Source organism: Streptococcus sp. A69, assembly GCF_058556195.1.
In genome coordinates this window covers 245089-266025 of record NZ_JBZUJU010000002.1, presented here as the reverse complement: position 1 = coordinate 266025, position 20937 = coordinate 245089, and the positions used below count along the sequence as shown (strand labels likewise).

Below are 20937 nucleotides of genomic sequence, written 5' to 3'. Positions count from 1 at the left end.
ATCACCCTCATTATAACACCATCGTTATCATTACGCAAATAATATGATAATAATTTTATTTTAGTTTAAACTAACATGTTATACAATGTTTCGTTTCCATTCAAATTAATATAAGACGGGTCAAACTTTTCCATACGATGAATCAATCCAGCATAATCATGCTTATTGGCAAGAGCAATCCCAATCAATACAGGGCCTGTCCCCTTGCTTGCTCGTTTGATATATTCAAAACGAGTGATGTCATCATTTGGCCCCAAAATGTCATTTACAAACTCTCGGAGAGCTCCTGGACGCTGTGGGAAATTCACTACAAAGTAATGCTTGATTCCATCGTAAATCAAGGCACGTTCTTCCATCTCTGGCATGCGGTTGATATCGTTATTTCCTCCAGAAATAATACAACAAATCGTCTTGCCTTTGATATAGTCTGATAAAACTTCCAAGGCTGCAACGCTGGCAGCTCCGGCTGGTTCTGCTACAATACCTTGTTTGGAATAAAGATCAATCAAGGTTTCAGAAATCAATCCCTCGTCCACCCCAATCAGCGTTTCAACATTCTTTCGGGTCGCTTCATAGGTCAACTGTCCAACTTTCTGTACAGCTATCCCATCAGCAAACTTATCAATTTCTTTGAGTTTAACTGGTCCCCCAGCCTCAAAGGCAGCTTTCATAGAGCGGGCTCCATTGGCTTCTACCCCAATCACTTCAATAGTCGGGTTGGTTTCCTTGATGTAAGTTGAAACACCGGCAATCAATCCACCACCGCCTACTGGTACAAGTACTGTATCAAAATCAATAGACTCTTTACGGGCTTCTTCAAGAATCTCATAAGCGACAGTCCCTTGACCAGCCTGAACATGCGCATCATCAAAAGGATCAATGAAGGTGCGGTTTTCAGAAACTGTAAATTCTTGTGCTGCCTTAGCAGAAGCATCAAAGGTATCCCCAACTAACTTAATTGTCACAAAATCACCACCAAAAAAGCGGACCTGTCCAATCTTTTGTTGCGGTGTTGTGATGGGCATAAAGATGGTTGCAGGAATTTTCATCTCATTACAAGTATAGGCGACACCTTGGGCGTGATTTCCTGCAGAGGCACAGACTACACCACGCTCACGTTCTTCTTTTGATAGTTGAGAGATGGCATAATAGGCTCCGCGAATCTTAAAGGAACGAACACGCTGGGCATTCTCCTTCTTCAAATAAATCTTAGCACCATACTTCTCCGATAAATAATGATCATAATCAAGCGGAGTATTGACTACTACACCACTCAATACTTTGTGGGCTTTCACCACGTCTTTTGCACTTAGCATTGTCTCCTCCTCAAATACTTTTTAAGATAAAAAGCGAGTTAGGTACCCCCAACTCGCCTTCTGTTTTTCTTCACAAGAATTAGTTGTAGATTTTGAATGCGTCGTCGTCGTTTTTACCAACGAAAGGCATTGCTTTACGCAATTCAGCACCAACTTTTTCAATTTCAAGGTTAGCTGCTTGTTCACGGTAAGCAGTCAATTTTGGACGTCCAGCCTTGTAGTCATTTACAAAGTCATTTGCAAATTTACCATTTTGGATATCTGCCAAAACAGCTTTCATATTTTCTTTGACTTGCTCAGTAATCACACGTGGACCTGATACATAGTCACCGTATTCAGCAGTGTTAGAAATTGATTGACGCATTTTCTTGAATCCACCTTCATAGATCAAGTCAACGATCAATTTCATTTCATGAAGAACTTCAAAGTAAGCCAATTCTGGGGCGTATCCTGCTTCTGTCAAGACTTCAAAACCTGCTTCGATAAGGGCAGTCAAACCACCACAAAGTACAGCTTGTTCACCAAACAAATCTTCTTCAGTTTCTTCTTTGTAAGTTGTTTCAAGCAAACCAACACGAGCTGCTCCAACACCTTTACACCAGTCCATAGCAATATTTTTCGCATTTCCTGTAGCGTCTTGGTATACTGCATAAAGAGCTGGAACACCAAAACCTTCTTCGTAAGTACGACGTACCAAGTGTCCTGGTCCTTTAGGAGCACACATGAAGACATCTACATCTGCAGGAACTTTGATAAATTCAAAGTGGATGTTGAAACCATGGGCAAATCCAACTGCATTTCCTGCTTCCAAGTTTGGAGCGATTTCTGCTTCGTACAATTCTTGTTGGATTTCATCTGGTGCCAAGATCATGATAACGTCAGCCAATTTAGTTGCTTCTGCTACTGTGTAAGTGTCAAAACCATCTTCTTTTGCTTTGTCAAAAGATTTACCTGGGCGCACACCGATGATGACATCACGACCTGAATCACGCAAGTTTTGCGCATGCGCATGTCCTTGTGAACCATAACCGATTACGGCGATTTTTTTACCGTCAAGCGCTGCTACTTTAACATCTTTTTCGTATTCCATTTGAACTGCCATAGTTTTTCTCTCTTTTCTATTATTTATTGCCTTTTAGGCTGGTTTAACAAATTTATGCTGGATTTTATACTCAATAAAAATCAAAGAGTATTAGTCGCGGGTAAATCCAGTTGCACCCGTACGAGCGATATTTTTGATACCATATGGTCGAATCACTCGCAATAAAGCTTCACTCTTTTCAGCATTTCCAGTCATCTGAATAGTGATGGAGCTTGGAGCCACATCTACTACCGTTGCACGGAAAGGTTGGATAATGGCCAAGATTTCTGCACGCTTTTCAGCAGGAGCAGATACTTTTACCAAGATAACTTCTCTTTCCAAGTGTGGTTTATCTGTGATATCTCGAATGCGAATCACATCAATCTGACGATTCAGCTGTTTAATGATTTGCTCTACTTCATCGTGTGAAGCTACATCGATAATGATGGTAATTCGTGATACATCAGGATTCTCTGTCGCACCAACTGAGATACTCTCAATATTGACTTGGCGACGTGAAAGGACACCTGTAAAACGATTGAGGACTCCTGAACGATTTTGTAGTTTTGCTGTTAACATTCTACGCATGGAACTTCACCCCCAACATCTCATGATTGCTCTTACCAGCTGGTACCATCGGTAAAACCTGTTCCTTACGAGAAATATCCACCTCGATAAACATGGGCACATCCTCCAGAATGACTTCTAGATCCTTCTCTAGCGTCTCCGGATTATCAAATTTATAGTTTTTGATGCCGTAAGCCTGTGCCATCAACTGGAAATCAGGAAGTGTATCAAAGACTGACTCGGAAGTTCTACCCTCATAGAAGGATTCCTGCCACTGACGAACCATTCCTAGGGAGTGGTTATTCAACATGACAACCTTAATCGGTACCTTGTAAATGTTCAAAATAGCTAGTTCCTGATTGGTCATCTGGAAGCCACCATCACCAACAAAAAGGATGACTTCTTTTTCCGGATTGGCAATCTTAGCTCCGATAGCTGCAGGAACTCCAAATCCCATGGTACCTAAACCACCTGAAGTGACTAACTGGCGCTCATTTTGGTAAGGATAATACTGAGCCGTCCACATTTGGTGTTGACCAACGTCAGTTACAACAATGGCATCTCCATTCGTCAACTCACCGATGCATTCAATAACAGCCTGAGGTTGAACCACACGTTCTTTCTTATCATAAGAACGAACTCGATTCTTGTCCTTGGTGACTTTTTCAATCCATTTCTCAGTATTGTTATGAACAGTTGGTTCTGCCAACAGCATCTGCAAGGCTTTCTTAGCATCGCCCACCACAGGAATATCTGCTCTGATAATCTTACCAATCTCGGCTGGATCAATGTCGATATGAGCAACCTTGGCATTTTTAGCAAAGGTCTTAGGATTTCCGGTCAAGCGATCATCGAAACGACAACCAATACTAATCATAAAGTCGGCTTCCGTCATGGCAATATTAGCCGCGAAAGACCCGTGCATGCCTCCCATTCCAAGAAAGAGCGGATGATTCGTTGCAATCGTACCTTGCCCTAAAAGACTGGTTACTACTGGGATTTGGTAGCGTTCAGCAAACTCATTGAGTTCTGTAGCTGCTTCTGCATAACTAACTCCACCACCTGCTAATAAAACAGGTTTCTTGGCTTTTGACAATTGCTTCAAGATCTTCTTGATTTGCATGTCATTTGGCTCCAGAGTCGGCTGATAGCTTGGTAAATTCACTTCGGGTGAATAGATGAAATCTGTCTCTAAGGCAGATACGTCTTTTGGTAGGTCAATCACGACAGGCCCTGGACGACCTGTCGTTGCGATATGAACAGCTTCCGTAATGATGCGAGGAATATCTGCCGTCTCACGAACTTGGTAATTGTACTTAGTGATTGGCATGGTAATTCCCACGATATCCGCCTCCTGAAAGGCATCCTTTCCAATCCCTGCTCGCGCCACCTGACCCGTAAAGACCAAAAGGGGAACGCTATCGCTCATGGCATCTGCAATCCCTGTAATGGCATTTGTCGCTCCCGGTCCGCTCGTGACGACGGCAACACCCAACTTTCCAGTTGATTTGGCATATCCTTCAGCTTCGTGCAAACAACCTTGCTCATGGCGTCCTAAAATGTGGCGAATGCCTTTAAAATTATATATCGCATCATACAAAGGCAAGACTGCACCACCAGGATAGCCAAATATGGTATCAATTCCTAAGTCGCGAAGTGTTTCCAAAACTAGGTCCGATCCCGTATTAGGAGATTCTAAACTGATTTTCTCCATTGTTCCCCTTTCTCTTCTCTTAAAAATAGCTTGTTACTATCATACCATTTTTTCAAAAATTTTCAAGACAAAAGAAGCAATTTTCTGAATTTTCTATCTAAAAGTGTATTTATGAACTTTTTTATCATTTTTATTAACATATCATCAAAATAAGGAACTTTCCCCTGCTTTCATTTATTAAATCAGTCTAATTTCTTCGTACATGGGATGGAAGTTGGCAAGATTTTCATTTAATTCCTAAATTTCCATAATATATTCAGCAAATATGCGTGTAATAAAGATAATAAAAAAGGAAGCCACTAAGTGACTTCCTTCTATTGCGAAGAGAGATTATTCTTCACCTTTGTTTTTCTTAATGATTTCTTCTTGTACTGACTTAGGTACATCTTCATAGTGGTCAAATACCATCATGAATGTACCACGTCCTTGAGATGCAGAACGAAGAACTGTTGCGTAGCCGAACATTTCAGCAAGTGGAACGTAAGCACGAACGATTTGGCTGTTACCGTGTGCTTCCATACCATCTACACGTCCACGACGAGCAGTTACGTGACCCATAACATCACCAAGGTTTTCTTCTGGAACAGTGATAGTTACAAGCATCATTGGTTCAAGGATAGCTGGTTGTGCAGTCTTAGCAGCTTCTTTAAGTGCAAGAGATGCAGCAATCTTGAAGGCAGTTTCAGATGAGTCGACATCGTGGTATGAACCATCGTAAAGTTTAGCTTTAACGTCAACAATTGGGTAACCTGCAAGGACACCGTTAGCCATTGCTTCTACAAGTCCTTTTTCAACCGCTGGGATAAATTCACGAGGAACCACACCACCGACGATTGCGTTTTCGAATTCGAATCCTTTACCTTCTTCGTTTGGAGTAAATTCAATCCATACATCACCGAATTGACCTTTACCACCAGACTGACGTTTGAAGAATCCACGTGCTTGAGTGGAAGCGCGGAATGTTTCACGGTAAGATACTTGAGGAGCACCTACGTTCGCTTCAACTTTAAACTCACGACGCATACGGTCAACAAGGACGTCAAGGTGAAGCTCACCCATACCAGAGATAACTGTTTCACCAGTTTCAACGTTTGTTTCAACACGGAATGTTGGATCTTCTTCAGCCAATTTTTGAAGGGCAATACCCATCTTGTCTTGGTCTGCTTTAGATTTTGGCTCAACCATCAATTGGATAACTGGTTCTGGAACGTCGATTGATTCAAGGATGATTTTAGCTTTTTCATCAGTCAATGAGTCACCAGTTGTCGTATCTTTCAAACCAACGGCAGCAGCGATATCACCTGAGTAAACTGTGTCGATTTCTTTACGGCTGTTAGCGTGCATTTGAAGGATACGTCCGATACGTTCACGTTTACCTTTAGATGTGTTTAACACGTATGAACCTGATTGAAGAACACCTGAGTATACACGGAAGAAGGTCAAACGACCTACGAATGGGTCTGTCATAATCTTGAAGGCAAGAGCTGCGAATGGCTCTTCGTCAGATGCTGGACGAGTTTCTTCTTCGTCTGTATCTGGATTAATACCTTTGATCGCTGGGATATCAAGTGGGCTTGGAAGGTAGTCGATAACCGCATCAAGCATCAATTGAACACCTTTGTTCTTGAAGGCAGAACCACACAATACTGGGAAGAATTCAACGTTGATAGTCGCTTTACGGATACCCGCTTTCAATTCTTCGTTAGTGATTTCTTCACCTTCGAGATATTTCATCATCAATTCTTCGTCAGTTTCAGCAACTGCTTCGATCAATTTTTCACGGTATTCTTGTGCTTGTTCAAGATATTCAGCTGGAATATCCTCTTCAAGGATATCTGTACCAAGGTCGTTTGTATAGATTTCAGCTTTCATCTTGATCAAGTCGATGATACCACGGAAGTCATCTTCAGCACCGATTGGCAATTGAATTGGGTGTGCATTTGCTTGAAGACGATCGTGAAGTGTGCTTACAGAGTAAAGGAAGTCAGCACCGATTTTGTCCATTTTGTTGGCAAATACGATACGTGGAACTCCGTACTCAGTTGCTTGACGCCAAACTGTTTCAGTTTGAGGCTCAACACCTGATTGTGAGTCAAGAACAGTAACCGCACCGTCCAATACACGAAGAGAACGTTGTACTTCAATTGTGAAGTCCACGTGCCCTGGTGTGTCGATGATGTTTACGCGGTGGTTGTTCCATTGAGCTGTTGTCGCAGCAGATGTGATAGTGATACCACGTTCTTGCTCTTGCTCCATCCAGTCCATTTGTGACGCACCTTCGTGAGTTTCACCGATTTTGTGGATTTTACCAGTGTAGTAAAGAATACGCTCAGTAGTTGTTGTTTTACCGGCATCGACGTGAGCCATGATACCGATATTACGAGTTTTTTCAAGTGAAAATTCGCGTGCCATGAGGTTTGTTTCTCCTATTTATTTTTGATTTCTATTCTATTATAACACGATTTTAATAAAAACGGATAGGCAGGACCTACCCGTTCTCAATGTTTATCTTGTTTTTGTTGGTTTCAACTTGTGAGATGGGAAGTTGAGTTGAACCTAAGAGCGGACCGAGCTCAATTGAACCCGGGCTAAAAGCTCGGAAAATAGATAAACTTTCCTAGAATCTTCGATTCTTCGTCAAGCTTCCTAATTTTCAATCGCTTTTCTAACGCCCTTAGTATCTTAGTTGAGCTCAAGCTAAAAGTCTGGAGAAAAAGATGAATCTCATTGGTTGCAATCGCAACCTGCTTTGATTCCCTATTTTCTCTGGGACTTTCTTAACGCTTTCGCATCCTATATTACCAACGGAAGTGTGCGAAGGCACGGTTAGCTTCAGCCATACGGTGAGTGTCTTCACGTTTCTTAACTGCTGCACCTGTGTTGTTCGCAGCATCCAAGATTTCTTTTGCAAGACGGTCTTGCATTGTGTGTTCACCACGAAGGCGAGCGATGGTTACCAACCAACGAAGTCCAAGTGTTGTACGACGTTCTGGACGAACTTCAACTGGGACTTGGTAGTTAGATCCACCAACACGACGTGCACGTACTTCAAGTACAGGCATGATGTTTTCCATAGCTGTTTCAAATACTTCAAGTGCATCGTTGCCAGTAGCTTCTTTGATTTGCTCAAAAGCACCGTAAACGATTGAAGCAGCTGTACCACGTTTACCATCAAGCATAACGCGGTTGATAAGACGAGTAACTAGTTGTGAATTGTAAAGCGGATCTGGCAATACGTCACGTTTTGGAGCTCTATTTTTACGACTCATTTCTCTTTATCCCCTTTCCTTATGCTTTTGGACGTTTAGTACCGTATTTAGAACGGCCTTGTTTACGATCGTTAACACCTGCAGTATCAAGTGCACCACGTACGATATGGTAACGTACCCCTGGAAGGTCTTTTACACGTCCACCGCGAAGAAGCACCACGCTGTGTTCTTGCAAGTTGTGTCCGATACCTGGGATGTAGGCAGTAACTTCGATAAGGTTGCTCAAACGTACACGAGCAAATTTACGAAGGGCAGAGTTAGGTTTCTTAGGGGTCATTGTTCCAACACGAGTTGCAACACCACGTTTTTGTGGTGAAGAAACGTTTGTTTGAACTTTTTTATGACTGTTGTAACCAACGTTCAAAGCTGGTGATTTAGATTTTTCTACTTTTGATTTACGCGGTTTGCGAACCAATTGGTTAATTGTAGGCATCTACATTCTCCTGTGTTTTTTTATTTTTGGTGATGATACACTTGGTGACAGCTACCATCTGTGTGTACTTTTGCAACATTTGTCAGCACGTCCCTGTACACTTTTGAGAGACCAAAAGTAAAAAGTACCGTCTATTATTGTAACACAATTTTTCCTTCATTGTCAAGATATTTTTCATTTTTATTCTAATCTTTTCACTCTTTGATACTAGCTTTCACCCCTTTTCTAAACCAGAAAAGGAGGCAATTTGCCTCCTCCTTTCTAGTATAGTTTTCCTTTGATTCAAGTTGTCATTTCGGAATTTTTTAACCCTTCTTATCAAAGCCAACCAGACTCTTTTGCAATATTGGCTGCCTCTGTTCGATTACCAGCATCTAGTTTCGAAAGAATATTGGTGACATAGTTTCGGACGGTTCCATTTGATAGATAGAGTTGGTCTGCGATTTCTTGATTAGACAAGCCCCGAGCGATTCCCTTTAAAACAGCGATTTCTTGCTCTGTTAACGGATTGGGGTGCGCCATCACCACTTCCATCAATTCAGGCGAATATTCCTTACGTCCTTCAAGAACAGTGTGCAAGGTTTGCATGAGGTCTGCAATGCTTCTTTCTTTTAAGACATAAGCATCCACTCCAGCCTTGACCGCACGTTCAAAATAGCCAGGGCGTTTGAAGGTCGTCACCACAACCACCTTTGTTTCTAGCTTTTCTGCTCGTATCCACTCCAAGACTTCGAGGCCTGTCTTAACAGGCATTTCTACGTCAAGAATGGCGATATCGACAGACTCTTTTTCTAAAAGTTGGATTGCTTCTTGGCCATCCTTGGCTTGTAGGACAGAATCTACATCTGGTTGAAAGGTAAGCAACTGGCACATAGCATCTCGCAACATACTTTGATCTTCTGCAACAAGTAATTTCATCTTAGTTTCTCTCCTTATAAGGTAGCCGAACCTGCACTTCAGTCGGATGTTTCTGACTGATCACCTTTACTTCTCCTGAAAAAGGAAGGACACGGTCTCGAACGGTATGGAGTTCATCCCCTTTTAGAGAAGCAAAGCCACAGCCATCATCTCTGACTGTTAAAATGAGTTCTTTCTCTGTCCGTTCTAATTTTAAGTAGGCTTTAGACGCTTTGGCGTGTTTGATGATATTGGTCACTAACTCAAGCAAAATCATGGAAGCTGTTGACTCCAATTCTTGAGTTAAGCTAGCTGTATCTAGTTGATTAGCTATTTCCACCTCAATTCCAGCAATTTCTAACATCTTTTTCACAGTCTCTAGTTCTGATGTCAGAGTTCTAGACTTAAGATTTTCCACAATGGTTCGAACTTCACGCATTGATTCTTTGCTAATTTGCTGTATTTCTCTTAATTCCTTTTCCACCTGTGGATAAGCCTGCATCTGAAGAAGTTGGAGGGCAAGGTCCGTCTTCACACTCAACATAGCAAAGGTATGACCTAGACTATCATGGAGATCCTGACCGATACGATTGCGTTCATTTTCAGCCAAGAAAAGATTAAGCTTAGCATTTTGTTTCATCTTTTCTTCTTTTATTTCCTCCGACACTCGAATTCGATAAAGACCAAAGGTCAGTGCATCGGAAAAGACAAAGGTCACCAAGAAAAAGAGGAGGTCCCAGGGACTAACATGATTGACCATATAGATTCCGGTCAGAATGAACGGTTGCAAGACAACAAAACTGACAAAACGCCAAGAGTGAAAAGAAATCTCATCCAGCTCATAAATAAGGAGATTGGATAAATAGAAGATAAACCAGGTGAAACCCGAACTCAGCCAAACCGATGTATAAAAAATGTAGGCAAGCATGATCCACCAAGCCATCCACAGCACAGTGCGACTCTGACTGGCTAAAACCGAATAGAAGGCAAGTACAAATAGTAGGGTCCATAGCAAGGTTAAAAGCGGGTAATCTCCAACGATAACACCCGCTATAGGAAAGATGATAAACACAATTGAAATATGAAACATATAATGAATGTTTTTAAATTTTTCCAACATAGATTTATTTTACCTCAATCCGTTTTTTCAGCTGGATTACCAGTACACCAAAGAAAACTGTATAACCTAGTACAACCAAGGCAGCAAGAATATTAAATTCGTGGTGCTCCAAATAAGTAGAGACAACCTGCATCAGTTGATAGGTTGGGGTCAGTTTTCCAATGGATTGGAGCCATTCTGGGAAGGAACTCAAAGGGAACCAGAGTCCACCTAGGACAGCCAAAGCAATATAGGCAATATTTCCAATAACCGTCATCAATTGAGCACTAGGAAGCAAGCTCACCAAGACCCCCATGCTGATAAAGACCACGCTTCCGACCAGCAACATAACTCCAATCACCAACCAGTCAATCCAAGGTAGAGTAACCCCGCGGACAAAATGACCTACTGAAAAGACAACTATAATTGATAACAAGAAAGTTAGCAGAGTGCTGAACAGTTTTGATACATAATATTCTACCATAGAAACAGGAGAATGTTGAATCAATTTTTGCCAGTTGTTCGTCTTATCAGACTCGAGTGTGCTTGGGATACTGAAAAAAGCACTTGACATGATACTAAAGAGCGTCATGGCAAAAAGATAGGCTTGAAGAGCAATTTCTGGAATATCTGACCCTAACATCATACCAGAAAAGATAAGGTAAAACACACTTGGAAGTCCGATGGATAGCAAGTAGTAGACTGCTTGCCGTTTCATCAGAATGATTTCCACTTTCATGAGACTTGTCATATTTTTCATCGTCAATCTCCTTTAGTCTTGAGTCGTTTCGAAGATACTGTCTAAGAGAGTTCGATTGCGAACTTCAATTTCTTCGATCATGCAGCCCTGTTCTTGCAAGACTTTCCATACCTGGCTGGCTTCTTTGGTTGTGAAGGAAAGAGCATTTTGCTTGATTTCAAGCTCTTGAATCTGGTCCAAAGTGCTGATAACTTCCTGATAAGTTAGTGGTACCGTAAAGTGTTTTTCTTGTTCTTCACCACGCATAGCATAAGGCGTCGTATCGCGAATCAATTCACCCTTGTGAAGGACTAAAATGCGGTCAGCCGTATGCTCTACCTCTTCGATATAGTGAGAAGAATAGACAATGGTGACACCATTTTGCTTTAACTGATTGACAATTTCCCAAAAATGCTGACGTGTAGAGGTATCCATTGCAGCAGTCGGCTCATCTAAAAATAGAATTTTTGGACGACCTATTAAAGACAACACAAAAGAGAACAAACGTTTTTGCCCACCAGACAGCTTGCCCGCTAACTGATTTTTCTGCTTGTCTGAGAATCTTAGCAAGTCATCAATTTCTTTGTCTGAAAGACTGTTTGGATAGATTGATTGAAAGAAGGATAAGAGTTCTTTCACTTTCAAGTCTTGAACCACCGTATTTTCTTGAGGCAAGACAGAAATAAGCTGCTTTAATCGAGGATCTGTTGGCGCAAATCCTTGAATGGCGACCTGACCTGAGCTCATGAACTTGTCGCCCAAGAGACAATCAATCAAGGTTGTTTTTCCTGCTCCGTTAGGCCCGATCAAGGCGACACATTCACCATCGTTGATTTCAAAGGAGATGTTCCGCAAGATCTCCTTGTCTTTTATCTTCTTACTTAATTTCTCAACTTTAATCACAGTCATGAGATTCTCCTTTCAACCACTTCATTCCCATAGGGAAAACGACGAAAATCATAAATCCAAAACCCCAGGCACCACGAATGAATTGGCGAAACAAGGTTTGGTCAAACCAACCAGTAAACATTTCCACTAACCATACCAAGAGTGACAGGCCGATAAAGAAATAGATGATTGCTTTTTTCATTCCTCAAACTCCTTTTTCACATCTCTGACCAATTTCAAACCTTCTCTGACAAGCCAAGACATCATTCCAAAGCCAGCAAAGAGCTCCCAAGGAAAATGGTAGAAACCCTCGTCCAATCCTGAAAACATGAGATAGGTCATAACTCCTGCTGCTACTAAACTCACTGCGACAATCATTTTATTTTTCATTTCTTCTTCCTCCATTTCATACTTCAATTATAGACTTTTGAAGTTGGCGGAGCTAGATGCTTCTGTCACTAGGAAATATGACAAATGTCATAAAAAAAGAAAGTTGCAAAATCAACTTTCTTTTTAATCGATTAAATTTTTATTCCACACTGAAAAGATATGGGTATACAGGTTGTTGACCTTGGTGGATTTCGACTTCAACGTCTTCGAATTCTTCTGCGATTTCTTGGGCCAATTCATTGGCAAGTTCTTCGCTTCCGTCTTCACCGACATAGAAAGTCACGATTTCACTATCTTCGTTCAACATATGTTTCAATGTTTCTGTCAAGGTTTGGTGCATGTCAGGATTTGACACGAGGATTTTCCCATCGACCATACCAAGATTGTCATTTTCATGAATTGCTAATCCATCGATAGTTGTATCACGAACGGCTGTTGTTACACTTCCGCTTACGACATCGCCAAGGGCTGCAGTCATGCGTTCTTTATTTTCTTCGATTGATTTACTTGGGTCAAATGCAAGAAGACTCGTCAATCCTTGAGGAATTGTACGTGCTTCTACCACAACAGCAGGTTGTTCAAGCACTTCAGCCGCAGACTGAGCTGCCATAAAGATATTTTTGTTGTTCGGCAAGAAGATGATGTTGCGAGCATTGACCTGTTCAACAGCCTTGATAAAGTCTTCTGTTGAAGGATTCATCGTCTGACCACCTTCGATGACATAATCCACACCTTGGGCACGGAAGATATCTGCCAAGCCTTGACCTGCTACTACTGCGATAAGGGCGTACTCTTTTGTTTCAGCGGGCTTATTTCCTTGAGTCGCTTCTTTTTCAACTTGCGCCTCGTGTTGATTACGCATGTTGTCCACTTTGACCTTGATCAAGCTACCATATTTAAGACCTTCTTGCATGACAAGACCTGGATCTTCTGTATGGACGTGAACTTTGACGATCTCATCATCGTTGACAACAAGTAGAGAGTCTCCGAGTTCATTCAAGTAGTTACGGAATTCATCGTAGTCAAAGTCCTTAGAATAAGTTGGACCTTGTTTGAGGGCTACCATGATTTCCGTACAGTAACCGAAGGTAATATCCTCAGTTGCCACATGACCTGCCACAGACTTGTGGTGCTCTGCATTGATCATTTCACTCATGTTTGCAGGAGTCGCTACAAAGTCTTCAGAAGCACTGTATTCACCAGTAAGAGCTGAAAGGAATCCTTCGTAGATGAAGACCAAACCTTGACCACCTGAGTCTACCACACCAACTTCCTTAAGGACTGGAAGCATTTCTGGTGTCTTAGCCAAAGCTGCTTTTGCACCTTCCAAGGCTGCACGCATGACCTCAACAGCATCATCTGTCTCCTCGGCTTTTTTCTTAGCCCCAATAGCCGCTCCACGAGAAACAGTCAAAATGGTTCCTTCAACTGGTTTCATAACCGCTTTATAAGCTACTTCGACACCAGATTGGAAGGCAAGAGCCAAGTCTTGACCTGTTAACTCATCCTTTTCCTTGATAGCTTGGGAGAAGCCACGGAAGAGCTGAGAAGTGATAACCCCTGAGTTCCCACGCGCACCCATCAAGAGCCCTTTGGCAAGAATGCTCGCTACTTCTCCAACTGTAGAAGCAGGCTTGTCTGCTACTTCTTTCGCACCATTTTCAATGGTCATTCCCATATTTGTCCCAGTATCTCCATCTGGAACCGGAAAGACATTCAATGAATTGACATATTCTGCTTGCTTATTCAAACGAGTTGATGCAGCTTGCACCATCTCTTGGAATAAACTGGTAGTAATTTTTGACACGATTATTCTCCTACAACTTTGATATTTTGAATGTAGACATTCACAGTCTGAGCAGTAATTCCTAGTTGATTTTCTAGACTAAAACGAACACGCTCTTGAATGTTTTTTGACACTTCGCTTATCTTTATTCCGTAGCTCAACACGGTATAAACATCAACTGCGATGCTACCATCTTCGGCTGCCTTCACGACAACACCCTTAGAATAATTTTCCTTACCAAGGAGGGCTTGGAAATTGTCTTTGAGGGCATTTTTACTAGCCATACCGACCACACCAAAAATCTCAGTTGCGGCACCACCTACTACGGTTGCAATCACTTCATCTGTCAGTTCGATTTGACCATCTTTTGTATTAATTTTTACAGTCATTTTTTTTACCTCAACTAGTTGATACTCTATTTTATCATATTTCAGCCCAAGTGTAAAAGCAGAATGCTGTATCGGCGGATATTTACTCTATTTTTCAAATGGTTTTATCTCTAGAGCAAAAGAAAAAGACCTAAGCGGTCTTTTCATTTTTATTAAACGCGTTCAACTTTACCTGATTTCAAAGCACGAGCTGAAGCCCAAACTTTTTTAGGTTTACCATCGATAAGAACAGTAACTTTTTGAAGGTTTGGTTTTACGGCACGTTTTGTTTGGTTCATCGCGTGTGAACGGTTGTTTCCAGATACAGTCTTACGACCTGTAAAGTAACATACTTTAGCCATTGTGTTTTCCTCCTATTAGATCTAATATAGCGGATGTGCTAGCACCACATACCGTACTATGTTATCACACTTTCTCTATTTTGGCAAGGAAATTCGAAGACTTTTTTTATTTAACGTAAACAACTCCAAGTTTACCAAAAGCAACTTCCCCACGAATAATCAAGGTTTTGTTTGTTGGTGCTACAGGAGCATCTGCCTTAGCTGCACCAAAGGATGTTTCTACTTTCAGATCGACTCGCCAGTGTTGTGGGACATAGACTGTTGCATTTCCGAAGGCCACTTCAATATTTAAAGTCGCAAAATCACCTAACATCTCTGCATTGTCATAGTAGATTTTAGCGTCCCCAAAAGCGACTTCCACTTGGTCGTCTACAATATCTTGATCTTGTTTATAGAAGGTTCCACTGCCAAAAGTGACTTCCTTATCTGTGATGACTGTTCGTTCACCGTTGTACCACCATTTTTTCTCATGCCAGAACTTACTTGAATGTGTCAGATAACCAACACCGAGTACTACTAAGATGCTAGCCCAGATGAGAGAATGATTTGTAACTGGCAACAACTCATAAGCGTAATTTGCAATGATGAGCGCCAGTAAACCTGTAAAAACTGCCGAAGTTAGATGGCGTCTGAGGATGGACTCAATGGACTTATAAGCAAAAAAAACAATTCCTAGCAAAGGCCATATCTTACCATCCAAAGAAGGAATGCCAAAATTTCCTTGCAGCAAGATCCAGGCTGCTAAAACCAATAAAATAATACCAAATGCTTTCTTTTTCATGTCTTTTACCTCATGTTTCTTAGATTTTCTTTTAGGAGGGACTGGTAATGTCGTGACACATGAACCTCCTTGTGCGTCTGATAAAAGGAAATGGTGCCCGTTCCTGAAAAGGACTTGTCCACTGAGTAAATCTGACGGATGTTTGCGATAGTTGACTTGGACACTCGGCTAAAATAGCGAGGCAAGATGGTCTCCAACTCATAGAGTTTGAGACGGACTTCATAGGCTTCTTTCTGAGTGTGGGCGTAGATTTTGCTACCGTCGGTTTCAAAGAAGAGAATTTCTGACAGGTCTAGATAATATTCACCTGTTCCCTTGTAAAAAGTTAACCTCGGAGTTGTTGACTCTTGCAAGAGCCGTTGCAAGTCCGCAATTTCATCTGTCAAATCAGGGGCCTTGATGACAATTTCAGTTTCTTCTAAATTGCCGTCAATCTCAATTCGTAACTTCATTACATCTCCTTTCTGACTCTACTATATCAAAGCTAAGTTAGGAATACAAGGGCAAAAAAGCAAGTGGTCAATTTAAAGCAGTAAGTGGTTGTAGGACTAGCTTAACTTACATATCAGAATAGGAAAAAAAGGAATCCCCACACCAGACCACAAGCATAGCCAACCAAGACATCCTTTGGATAATGCACACCACCTAAAACCCTCACCAAGCTCAGCAAAGCTGAAAAGAGCAAACATACTAAACCAACAAGTAGACTAGCATGCAGACAGGCCATGGAGATGATAGTTGCCGAAAAGACATGGCGACTGGGCATCGACTGTCCCGAACTATCCTTGTCAAGTAAGGGTGCGATGTCCCAAGTTTCATAAGGTCGCGGGTGATTGATTTTCTTACGAAAAAGGGACAAGATCACAAAGCCTGTTGCAGGGATGAGCACATAAACCCCAACTTGCTGACCCAGTCCTAGCTGCAGGTAAGTCGTGACTAGCAAGGTTAGGTATGCCAGGGGCATGGAGACTGTCATCAAGCGATTGAAACTGCGTAATAGAAATAAAAGGGTTGGATAACTAGTGAGTCTGGAGCTGATATTTCGATACCATTCTTGATAATTTTTCATTTATAATTCTCATTATCTTGTTTTTGTCTATCGGTGAGACGTTTGTCTTCTAGTATAGTGCAGAAAAAGAAGGCCGTCAAGCCTTCTTTTGATTTATTCTTCTGCTTCGTCTTCTGTAAATTGGCTATTGTACAAGTCGGCATAGAAGCCACCTTGCGCCATCAGCTCCTCGTGATTGCCTTGCTCAATAATATTACCATCTTTCATAACAAGAATCAAATCAGCATTACGAATAGTTGACAAGCGATGGGCGATGACAAAGGAAGTTCTGCCTTCCATCAAACGGTCCATGGCTTTCTGAATCAATTCCTCTGTACGTGTGTCAACTGAGGATGTCGCTTCATCCAAAATCAAGAGCGGTGCATCTTTCAACAAAGCACGAGCGATAGTCAAAAGCTGTTTCTGTCCAACAGACAAGGTCACAGTGTCATCCAAAACAGTATCGTAGCCATCTGGCAAAGTCATGATAAAGTGGTGAATTCCCACAGCCTTGCTGGCTTCCATCATCCGCTCATCGCTGATACCTGTCTGATTGTAGATGAGATTTTCCCGAATGGTTCCTTCAAAGAGCCAAGTATCTTGTAAGACCATTGAAAAGGCATCATGTACTTCTGAGCGCTTCATATTCTTGGTATCGACTCCATCGATACGGATACCTCCCTTATCAATCTCATAGAACTTCATCAAAAGATTGACAATGGTTGTCTTACCAGCTCCAGTTGGCCCAACGATAGCGACCTTTTGGCCTGCATGAGCTGTCGCAGAAAAGTCATGGATGATGGTGCGTTCTGGTGTATAGCCAAAGGATACGCGATCAAAGACCACTTCTCCCCTCATGCCAGTCAATTGTCTTTCCTTATGGGATTCATCCTGCATCTCAGCTTCACCTAGAAATTCAAAGACACGTCCCATGGCTGCACTGGCTTGTTGCAAGCTGGTAATCCCTTGAGCAATTTGTGATAAGGGTTGTGAGAAGGTACGAACATAGACCATAAAGGCTACAATAACCCCGATAGTGATATGCCCTTTTAGAGCAAGCGCGGCCCCAACGATGATGACCAAAACATAGCTAAAATTCCCAACAAAGAACATGGCTGGCATCATGATACCAGAGATAAACTGAGATTTCCAGATGCTGTCGTGCAAGTTCTGATTCAAACCTGCAAATTTCGCTTTAGAGGTGTCTACTGCGTTGTAGCTCGTTACAACATTGTGTCCCGAATACATTTCTTCTACATAACCATTGACAGCCGCCAAGTTGTTTTGCTGAGCTCTAAAGTACCCTTGTGACTTAGCCATAATTACGGAAACTGCCGCAAAACCAACAAGCGTAGAAACAACCGTTACCAGAGCTAAAATCCAGTTCATGCTAAACATGGTCACCAAAACAGCAATCAACAAGAAGCTAGCTGAGAGTACTGTTCCCAAACTTTGATTGAGAGATTGAGCGGCCGTATCAACGTCATTGGTCACGCGCGAAAGGGTATCTCCTTGAGAATGACGATCAAAATAGCCAAGGGGCAAACGATTGATTTTTTCAGCAATTGCCGTCCGCAAGCGTTTTGAAAAATGTTGGATACTTGTTGAAAAGATATAGGCCTGTGTATAGTTAAGGATAGCACCAAGTACATAGAGAATCACTAAAAAGCTAGCAATACTTGAAACAGCCTCTAGGTCAATTCCCGTCATCAAACCATCTGAGATTAAGTTGGTGATTTCTTTTATCTTAGTCGGTCCATAAACCGTGATGATGCTTGAACATACAGCTGCTACAACCGCTACTAGTAGGGGAAGTTGGAGACCTGCTAGAAAAGGTTTAGAGTGTTTCCAAAAAGACATTTTCTTATTTTCCATGTTCCAATTCCTCCTTCGATAGTTGTGAGTAGGCAATTTCTTGGTAGACTTCATTGGTAGCTAGAAGTTCCTTGTGGGTGCCTTGCCCCACGACTTTACCTTGATCCAATACTAAGATCAGGTCGGCATCCATGATGGTAGAAATCCGCTGTGCTACGATGAGCTTGGTCATAGATTTTGTTTTCTCTGCTAGCTCTTGGCGCAAGATCCGGTCTGTCTTGTAGTCCAAGGCTGAGAAAGAGTCATCAAAGATAAGAATCTCTGGCTTACGAGCCAAGGCACGCGCAATGGCCAAACGCTGTCTTTGACCTCCTGAGAAGTTGGTTCCGCCTTGGGCTACTTCAGAGGCCAGACCTGCTTCCTTATCCTCGATAAAGTTTTTAGACTGGGCTAATTCCAGAGCTTGCCACATAGCAGCTTCGCCTAGAGGAGTTTCTTTGCTCTTACCAAAATCTAGATTGTCCTTAACATCTCCTGAGAAGAGGACTGCTTTCTGCGGAATATAGCCAACCTTATTGTGCAAGTCTACCAAGTCGTAATCTTGCACATTAACACCATCTACTAGAATTTCTCCCGCGGATACATCGTAAAAACGAGGTAGTAGGTTGACCAGAGTAGATTTACCAGAACCAGTTGAACCGATAAAGGCCACAGTTTGACCCGCTTCTGCTTTGAAAGTGACATGTTCCACGACTGCTTCAGAGTTTTTAGAGTAGCGGAAAGTCACATCACGAAATTCCACTTGTCCTTGAACTGAAGGGTCCGCTGTCTGTGCATGACTAGGATTTTCAATAGAAGAATGCAAATCCAATACTTGATTGATACGTCCTGCAGAAACCAAGGTACGAGGAAGAACGATAAAGAGTGCTCCCATGAGAAGGAAGCCCATCACGACCTGCATAGCATAGGACATGAAGACCACCATATCACTAAAGAGTGGCAGACGTTCTGCCAAACTTGCATCGTTGATGATATAGGCACCAATCCAGTAAATGGCTAAGGTCAAACCGCTGGAAATCGCCATCATAATAGGGTTCATAATCGCCATCAATCGATTGACAAAGAGATTGAGACGAGTCACCTCATCATTGGCTTCTTCAAATTTCTTATCTTGGTAATCCTCGGCATTATAAGCACGAACAACCCGAATCCCAGTCAAACTTTCGCGAGTGATGCTATTGAGTTTATCTGTCAATTTTTGAATGACAGATTGTTTTGGAAAGGCTAGAGTAATGAGAACAGTGGTCATCAAGACATTGACAATGACGGCCACCACTACTGCCCAGAGCCAGTATTCCGACTTCCCAAGGATTTTTCCAATGGCCCAGATGGCCATGATAGGCCCACGAGTCACTACCTGTAAGCCCATAGTAAAGAGCATCTGAACCTGCGTAATATCATTGGTCGTTCGAGTCAAAAGACTGGGGATTGAAAAACGTTTGATTTCCGTTTGCGAAAAATCTAGAACACGATTAAAAATATCTCTTCGCAAGTGAGTCGTGTAAGACGCTGCAACACGAGAAGCAAAAAATCCAACTGTTACAGAAGAAAGAAAGGCTAGGAGAGATAAGCCCATCATCTTGGCAGCAGGAGACCATAGTTGTCCTAACTCCGTACCCGGTGTTCCAATCAATTCTGTTATTTCTGAAATGTAGGTCGGTACCTCTAACTCGAGATAGACCGAGAAACAAGTGAAAAGAACAGTGAGTAGGATCATCCCCCACTCTTTTCCTGTAATACGTTTAGCAAGTTTCTTCATTCTCTCCTCCTATTCTTTCTACATTAGCCTGTAGTTGTCCGAGAACTTCTTCAAAAACGGCTAGCTTTTCCTTTGAAATTCCTTCCAGTAGGCCACTGGCAATCCGATCAAAAAGCGCCTTAACTTCTTGCATCTGAGATCGTGATTTATCGGTCAAACGAACAAGTTTTGCTCGTTTATCACTTGGACTGGCCTCTAACTCGACCAGACCATTTTGGACCATACGCTTGACCAAGTTGCTAGCAACTGACTTGGTGATATTGAGTTCTGTCTCAATATCCTTGATAAGCGTTAATTCTTGATCATGCTCACGACGATCTAAAAACTGCAGGACCTGTCCTTGCGGTCCCCCCATAAATTCAATACCGCAACGTTTGGCTTCTTTCTGCAACATCAGGTGGATCTGATACCCAAAACGTTTAAAAATCAACAACGATTTGTCCATGATTGCTCCCTTCTCATGATTTTATATAGTTCTCTGGAGAACTAATTTAGTTTTCATGAGAACTATTTTACCACTTACAGAGAATATGTCAAGAAAAAAGTTTCCTAGAGAACTATTTTT

Annotated in this window: 22 protein-coding genes; all 22 read right to left on the bottom strand. The window is 42.0% G+C overall.

The genetic code is table 11. The features are described 5' to 3' along the window. Positions 1-65: 65 nt before the first annotated feature. A complete protein-coding gene (gene ilvA / locus AC4ME5_RS05365) occupies positions 66-1316 on the bottom strand; it encodes a threonine ammonia-lyase IlvA (protein ID WP_084853482.1) in 1251 nt (416 codons plus the stop codon). Between the two features lie 79 nt (positions 1317-1395). After that, positions 1396-2418, bottom strand: coding sequence for a ketol-acid reductoisomerase (gene ilvC, locus AC4ME5_RS05360; RefSeq protein ID WP_000290683.1), 1023 nt, complete (start codon positions 2416-2418; stop codon positions 1396-1398). Positions 2419-2508: 90 nt separating this feature from the next. Continuing rightward, positions 2509-2985, bottom strand: coding sequence for an acetolactate synthase small subunit (gene ilvN, locus AC4ME5_RS05355; protein ID WP_001253806.1), 477 nt, complete (start codon positions 2983-2985; stop codon positions 2509-2511). Continuing rightward, the gene (locus tag AC4ME5_RS05350; RefSeq protein ID WP_491800273.1) at positions 2978-4678 is read right to left on the bottom strand and encodes an acetolactate synthase large subunit; all 1701 of its coding nucleotides are present in this window, start codon (positions 4676-4678) and stop codon (positions 2978-2980) included. The genes ilvN and AC4ME5_RS05350 overlap by 8 nt, the downstream gene beginning before the upstream one ends. A 330-nt stretch (positions 4679-5008) precedes the next feature. Continuing rightward, complete coding sequence (gene fusA / locus AC4ME5_RS05345; RefSeq protein ID WP_096421647.1) at positions 5009-7090, bottom strand: elongation factor G; 2082 nt, start codon at positions 7088-7090, stop codon at positions 5009-5011. A gap of 386 nt (positions 7091-7476) precedes the next feature. After that, positions 7477-7947 (bottom strand): 30S ribosomal protein S7, encoded by a 471-nt coding sequence (rpsG, locus tag AC4ME5_RS05340; protein ID WP_000087873.1) that lies wholly within the window; start codon positions 7945-7947, stop codon positions 7477-7479. Between the two features lie 19 nt (positions 7948-7966). Further along, entirely contained in the window at positions 7967-8380 is a 414-nt protein-coding gene (rpsL, locus tag AC4ME5_RS05335; protein WP_001142332.1) for a 30S ribosomal protein S12, read from the bottom strand. 318 nt (positions 8381-8698) lie between these two features. After that, complete coding sequence (locus tag AC4ME5_RS05330) at positions 8699-9298, bottom strand: response regulator transcription factor (protein WP_491800272.1); 600 nt, start codon at positions 9296-9298, stop codon at positions 8699-8701. A gap of 1 nt (position 9299) precedes the next feature. Beyond that, entirely contained in the window at positions 9300-10397 is a 1098-nt protein-coding gene (locus tag AC4ME5_RS05325; RefSeq protein ID WP_084939352.1) for a sensor histidine kinase, read from the bottom strand. Between the two features lie 4 nt (positions 10398-10401). Further along, positions 10402-11136 (bottom strand): ABC transporter permease, encoded by a 735-nt coding sequence (locus tag AC4ME5_RS05320; RefSeq protein WP_084849954.1) that lies wholly within the window; start codon positions 11134-11136, stop codon positions 10402-10404. Positions 11137-11148: 12 nt separating this feature from the next. After that, positions 11149-12024, bottom strand: coding sequence for an ABC transporter ATP-binding protein (locus tag AC4ME5_RS05315; protein ID WP_045617712.1), 876 nt, complete (start codon positions 12022-12024; stop codon positions 11149-11151). Continuing rightward, positions 12011-12205, bottom strand: a complete 195-nt coding sequence (locus AC4ME5_RS05310; RefSeq protein ID WP_007520695.1) for a hypothetical protein — start codon at positions 12203-12205, stop codon at positions 12011-12013. The genes AC4ME5_RS05315 and AC4ME5_RS05310 overlap by 14 nt, the downstream gene beginning before the upstream one ends. Next, the gene (locus tag AC4ME5_RS05305; RefSeq protein ID WP_000390701.1) at positions 12202-12408 is read right to left on the bottom strand and encodes a hypothetical protein; all 207 of its coding nucleotides are present in this window, start codon (positions 12406-12408) and stop codon (positions 12202-12204) included. The genes AC4ME5_RS05310 and AC4ME5_RS05305 overlap by 4 nt, the downstream gene beginning before the upstream one ends. A gap of 124 nt (positions 12409-12532) precedes the next feature. Beyond that, a complete protein-coding gene (locus AC4ME5_RS05300) occupies positions 12533-14200 on the bottom strand; it encodes a DAK2 domain-containing protein (protein ID WP_084939353.1) in 1668 nt (555 codons plus the stop codon). 2 nt (positions 14201-14202) lie between these two features. Then, on the bottom strand, positions 14203-14568 hold the full coding sequence (locus AC4ME5_RS05295) for an Asp23/Gls24 family envelope stress response protein (RefSeq protein WP_000216435.1): 366 nt from the start codon (positions 14566-14568) through the stop codon (positions 14203-14205). Positions 14569-14720: 152 nt separating this feature from the next. Then, positions 14721-14909, bottom strand: a complete 189-nt coding sequence (gene rpmB, locus AC4ME5_RS05290) for a 50S ribosomal protein L28 (RefSeq protein WP_001140948.1) — start codon at positions 14907-14909, stop codon at positions 14721-14723. Positions 14910-15015: 106 nt separating this feature from the next. Further along, on the bottom strand, positions 15016-15690 hold the full coding sequence (locus AC4ME5_RS05285) for a LiaF transmembrane domain-containing protein (protein ID WP_045617716.1): 675 nt from the start codon (positions 15688-15690) through the stop codon (positions 15016-15018). A 5-nt stretch (positions 15691-15695) separates the two neighbouring features. After that, on the bottom strand, positions 15696-16142 hold the full coding sequence (locus AC4ME5_RS05280) for a LytTR family DNA-binding domain-containing protein (protein WP_045617717.1): 447 nt from the start codon (positions 16140-16142) through the stop codon (positions 15696-15698). Positions 16143-16255: 113 nt separating this feature from the next. Beyond that, positions 16256-16759, bottom strand: coding sequence for a phosphatase PAP2 family protein (locus AC4ME5_RS05275; protein WP_045617718.1), 504 nt, complete (start codon positions 16757-16759; stop codon positions 16256-16258). A gap of 93 nt (positions 16760-16852) precedes the next feature. Beyond that, positions 16853-18613 (bottom strand): ABC transporter ATP-binding protein, encoded by a 1761-nt coding sequence (locus AC4ME5_RS05270; protein WP_045617720.1) that lies wholly within the window; start codon positions 18611-18613, stop codon positions 16853-16855. Next, positions 18603-20372, bottom strand: a complete 1770-nt coding sequence (locus AC4ME5_RS05265; protein WP_491800271.1) for an ABC transporter ATP-binding protein — start codon at positions 20370-20372, stop codon at positions 18603-18605. Before AC4ME5_RS05265 ends, AC4ME5_RS05270 begins: the two co-directional genes overlap by 11 nt. Continuing rightward, entirely contained in the window at positions 20356-20817 is a 462-nt protein-coding gene (locus tag AC4ME5_RS05260) for a MarR family winged helix-turn-helix transcriptional regulator (RefSeq protein WP_491800270.1), read from the bottom strand. Before AC4ME5_RS05260 ends, AC4ME5_RS05265 begins: the two co-directional genes overlap by 17 nt. Between the last annotated feature and the right edge of the window lie 120 nt (positions 20818-20937).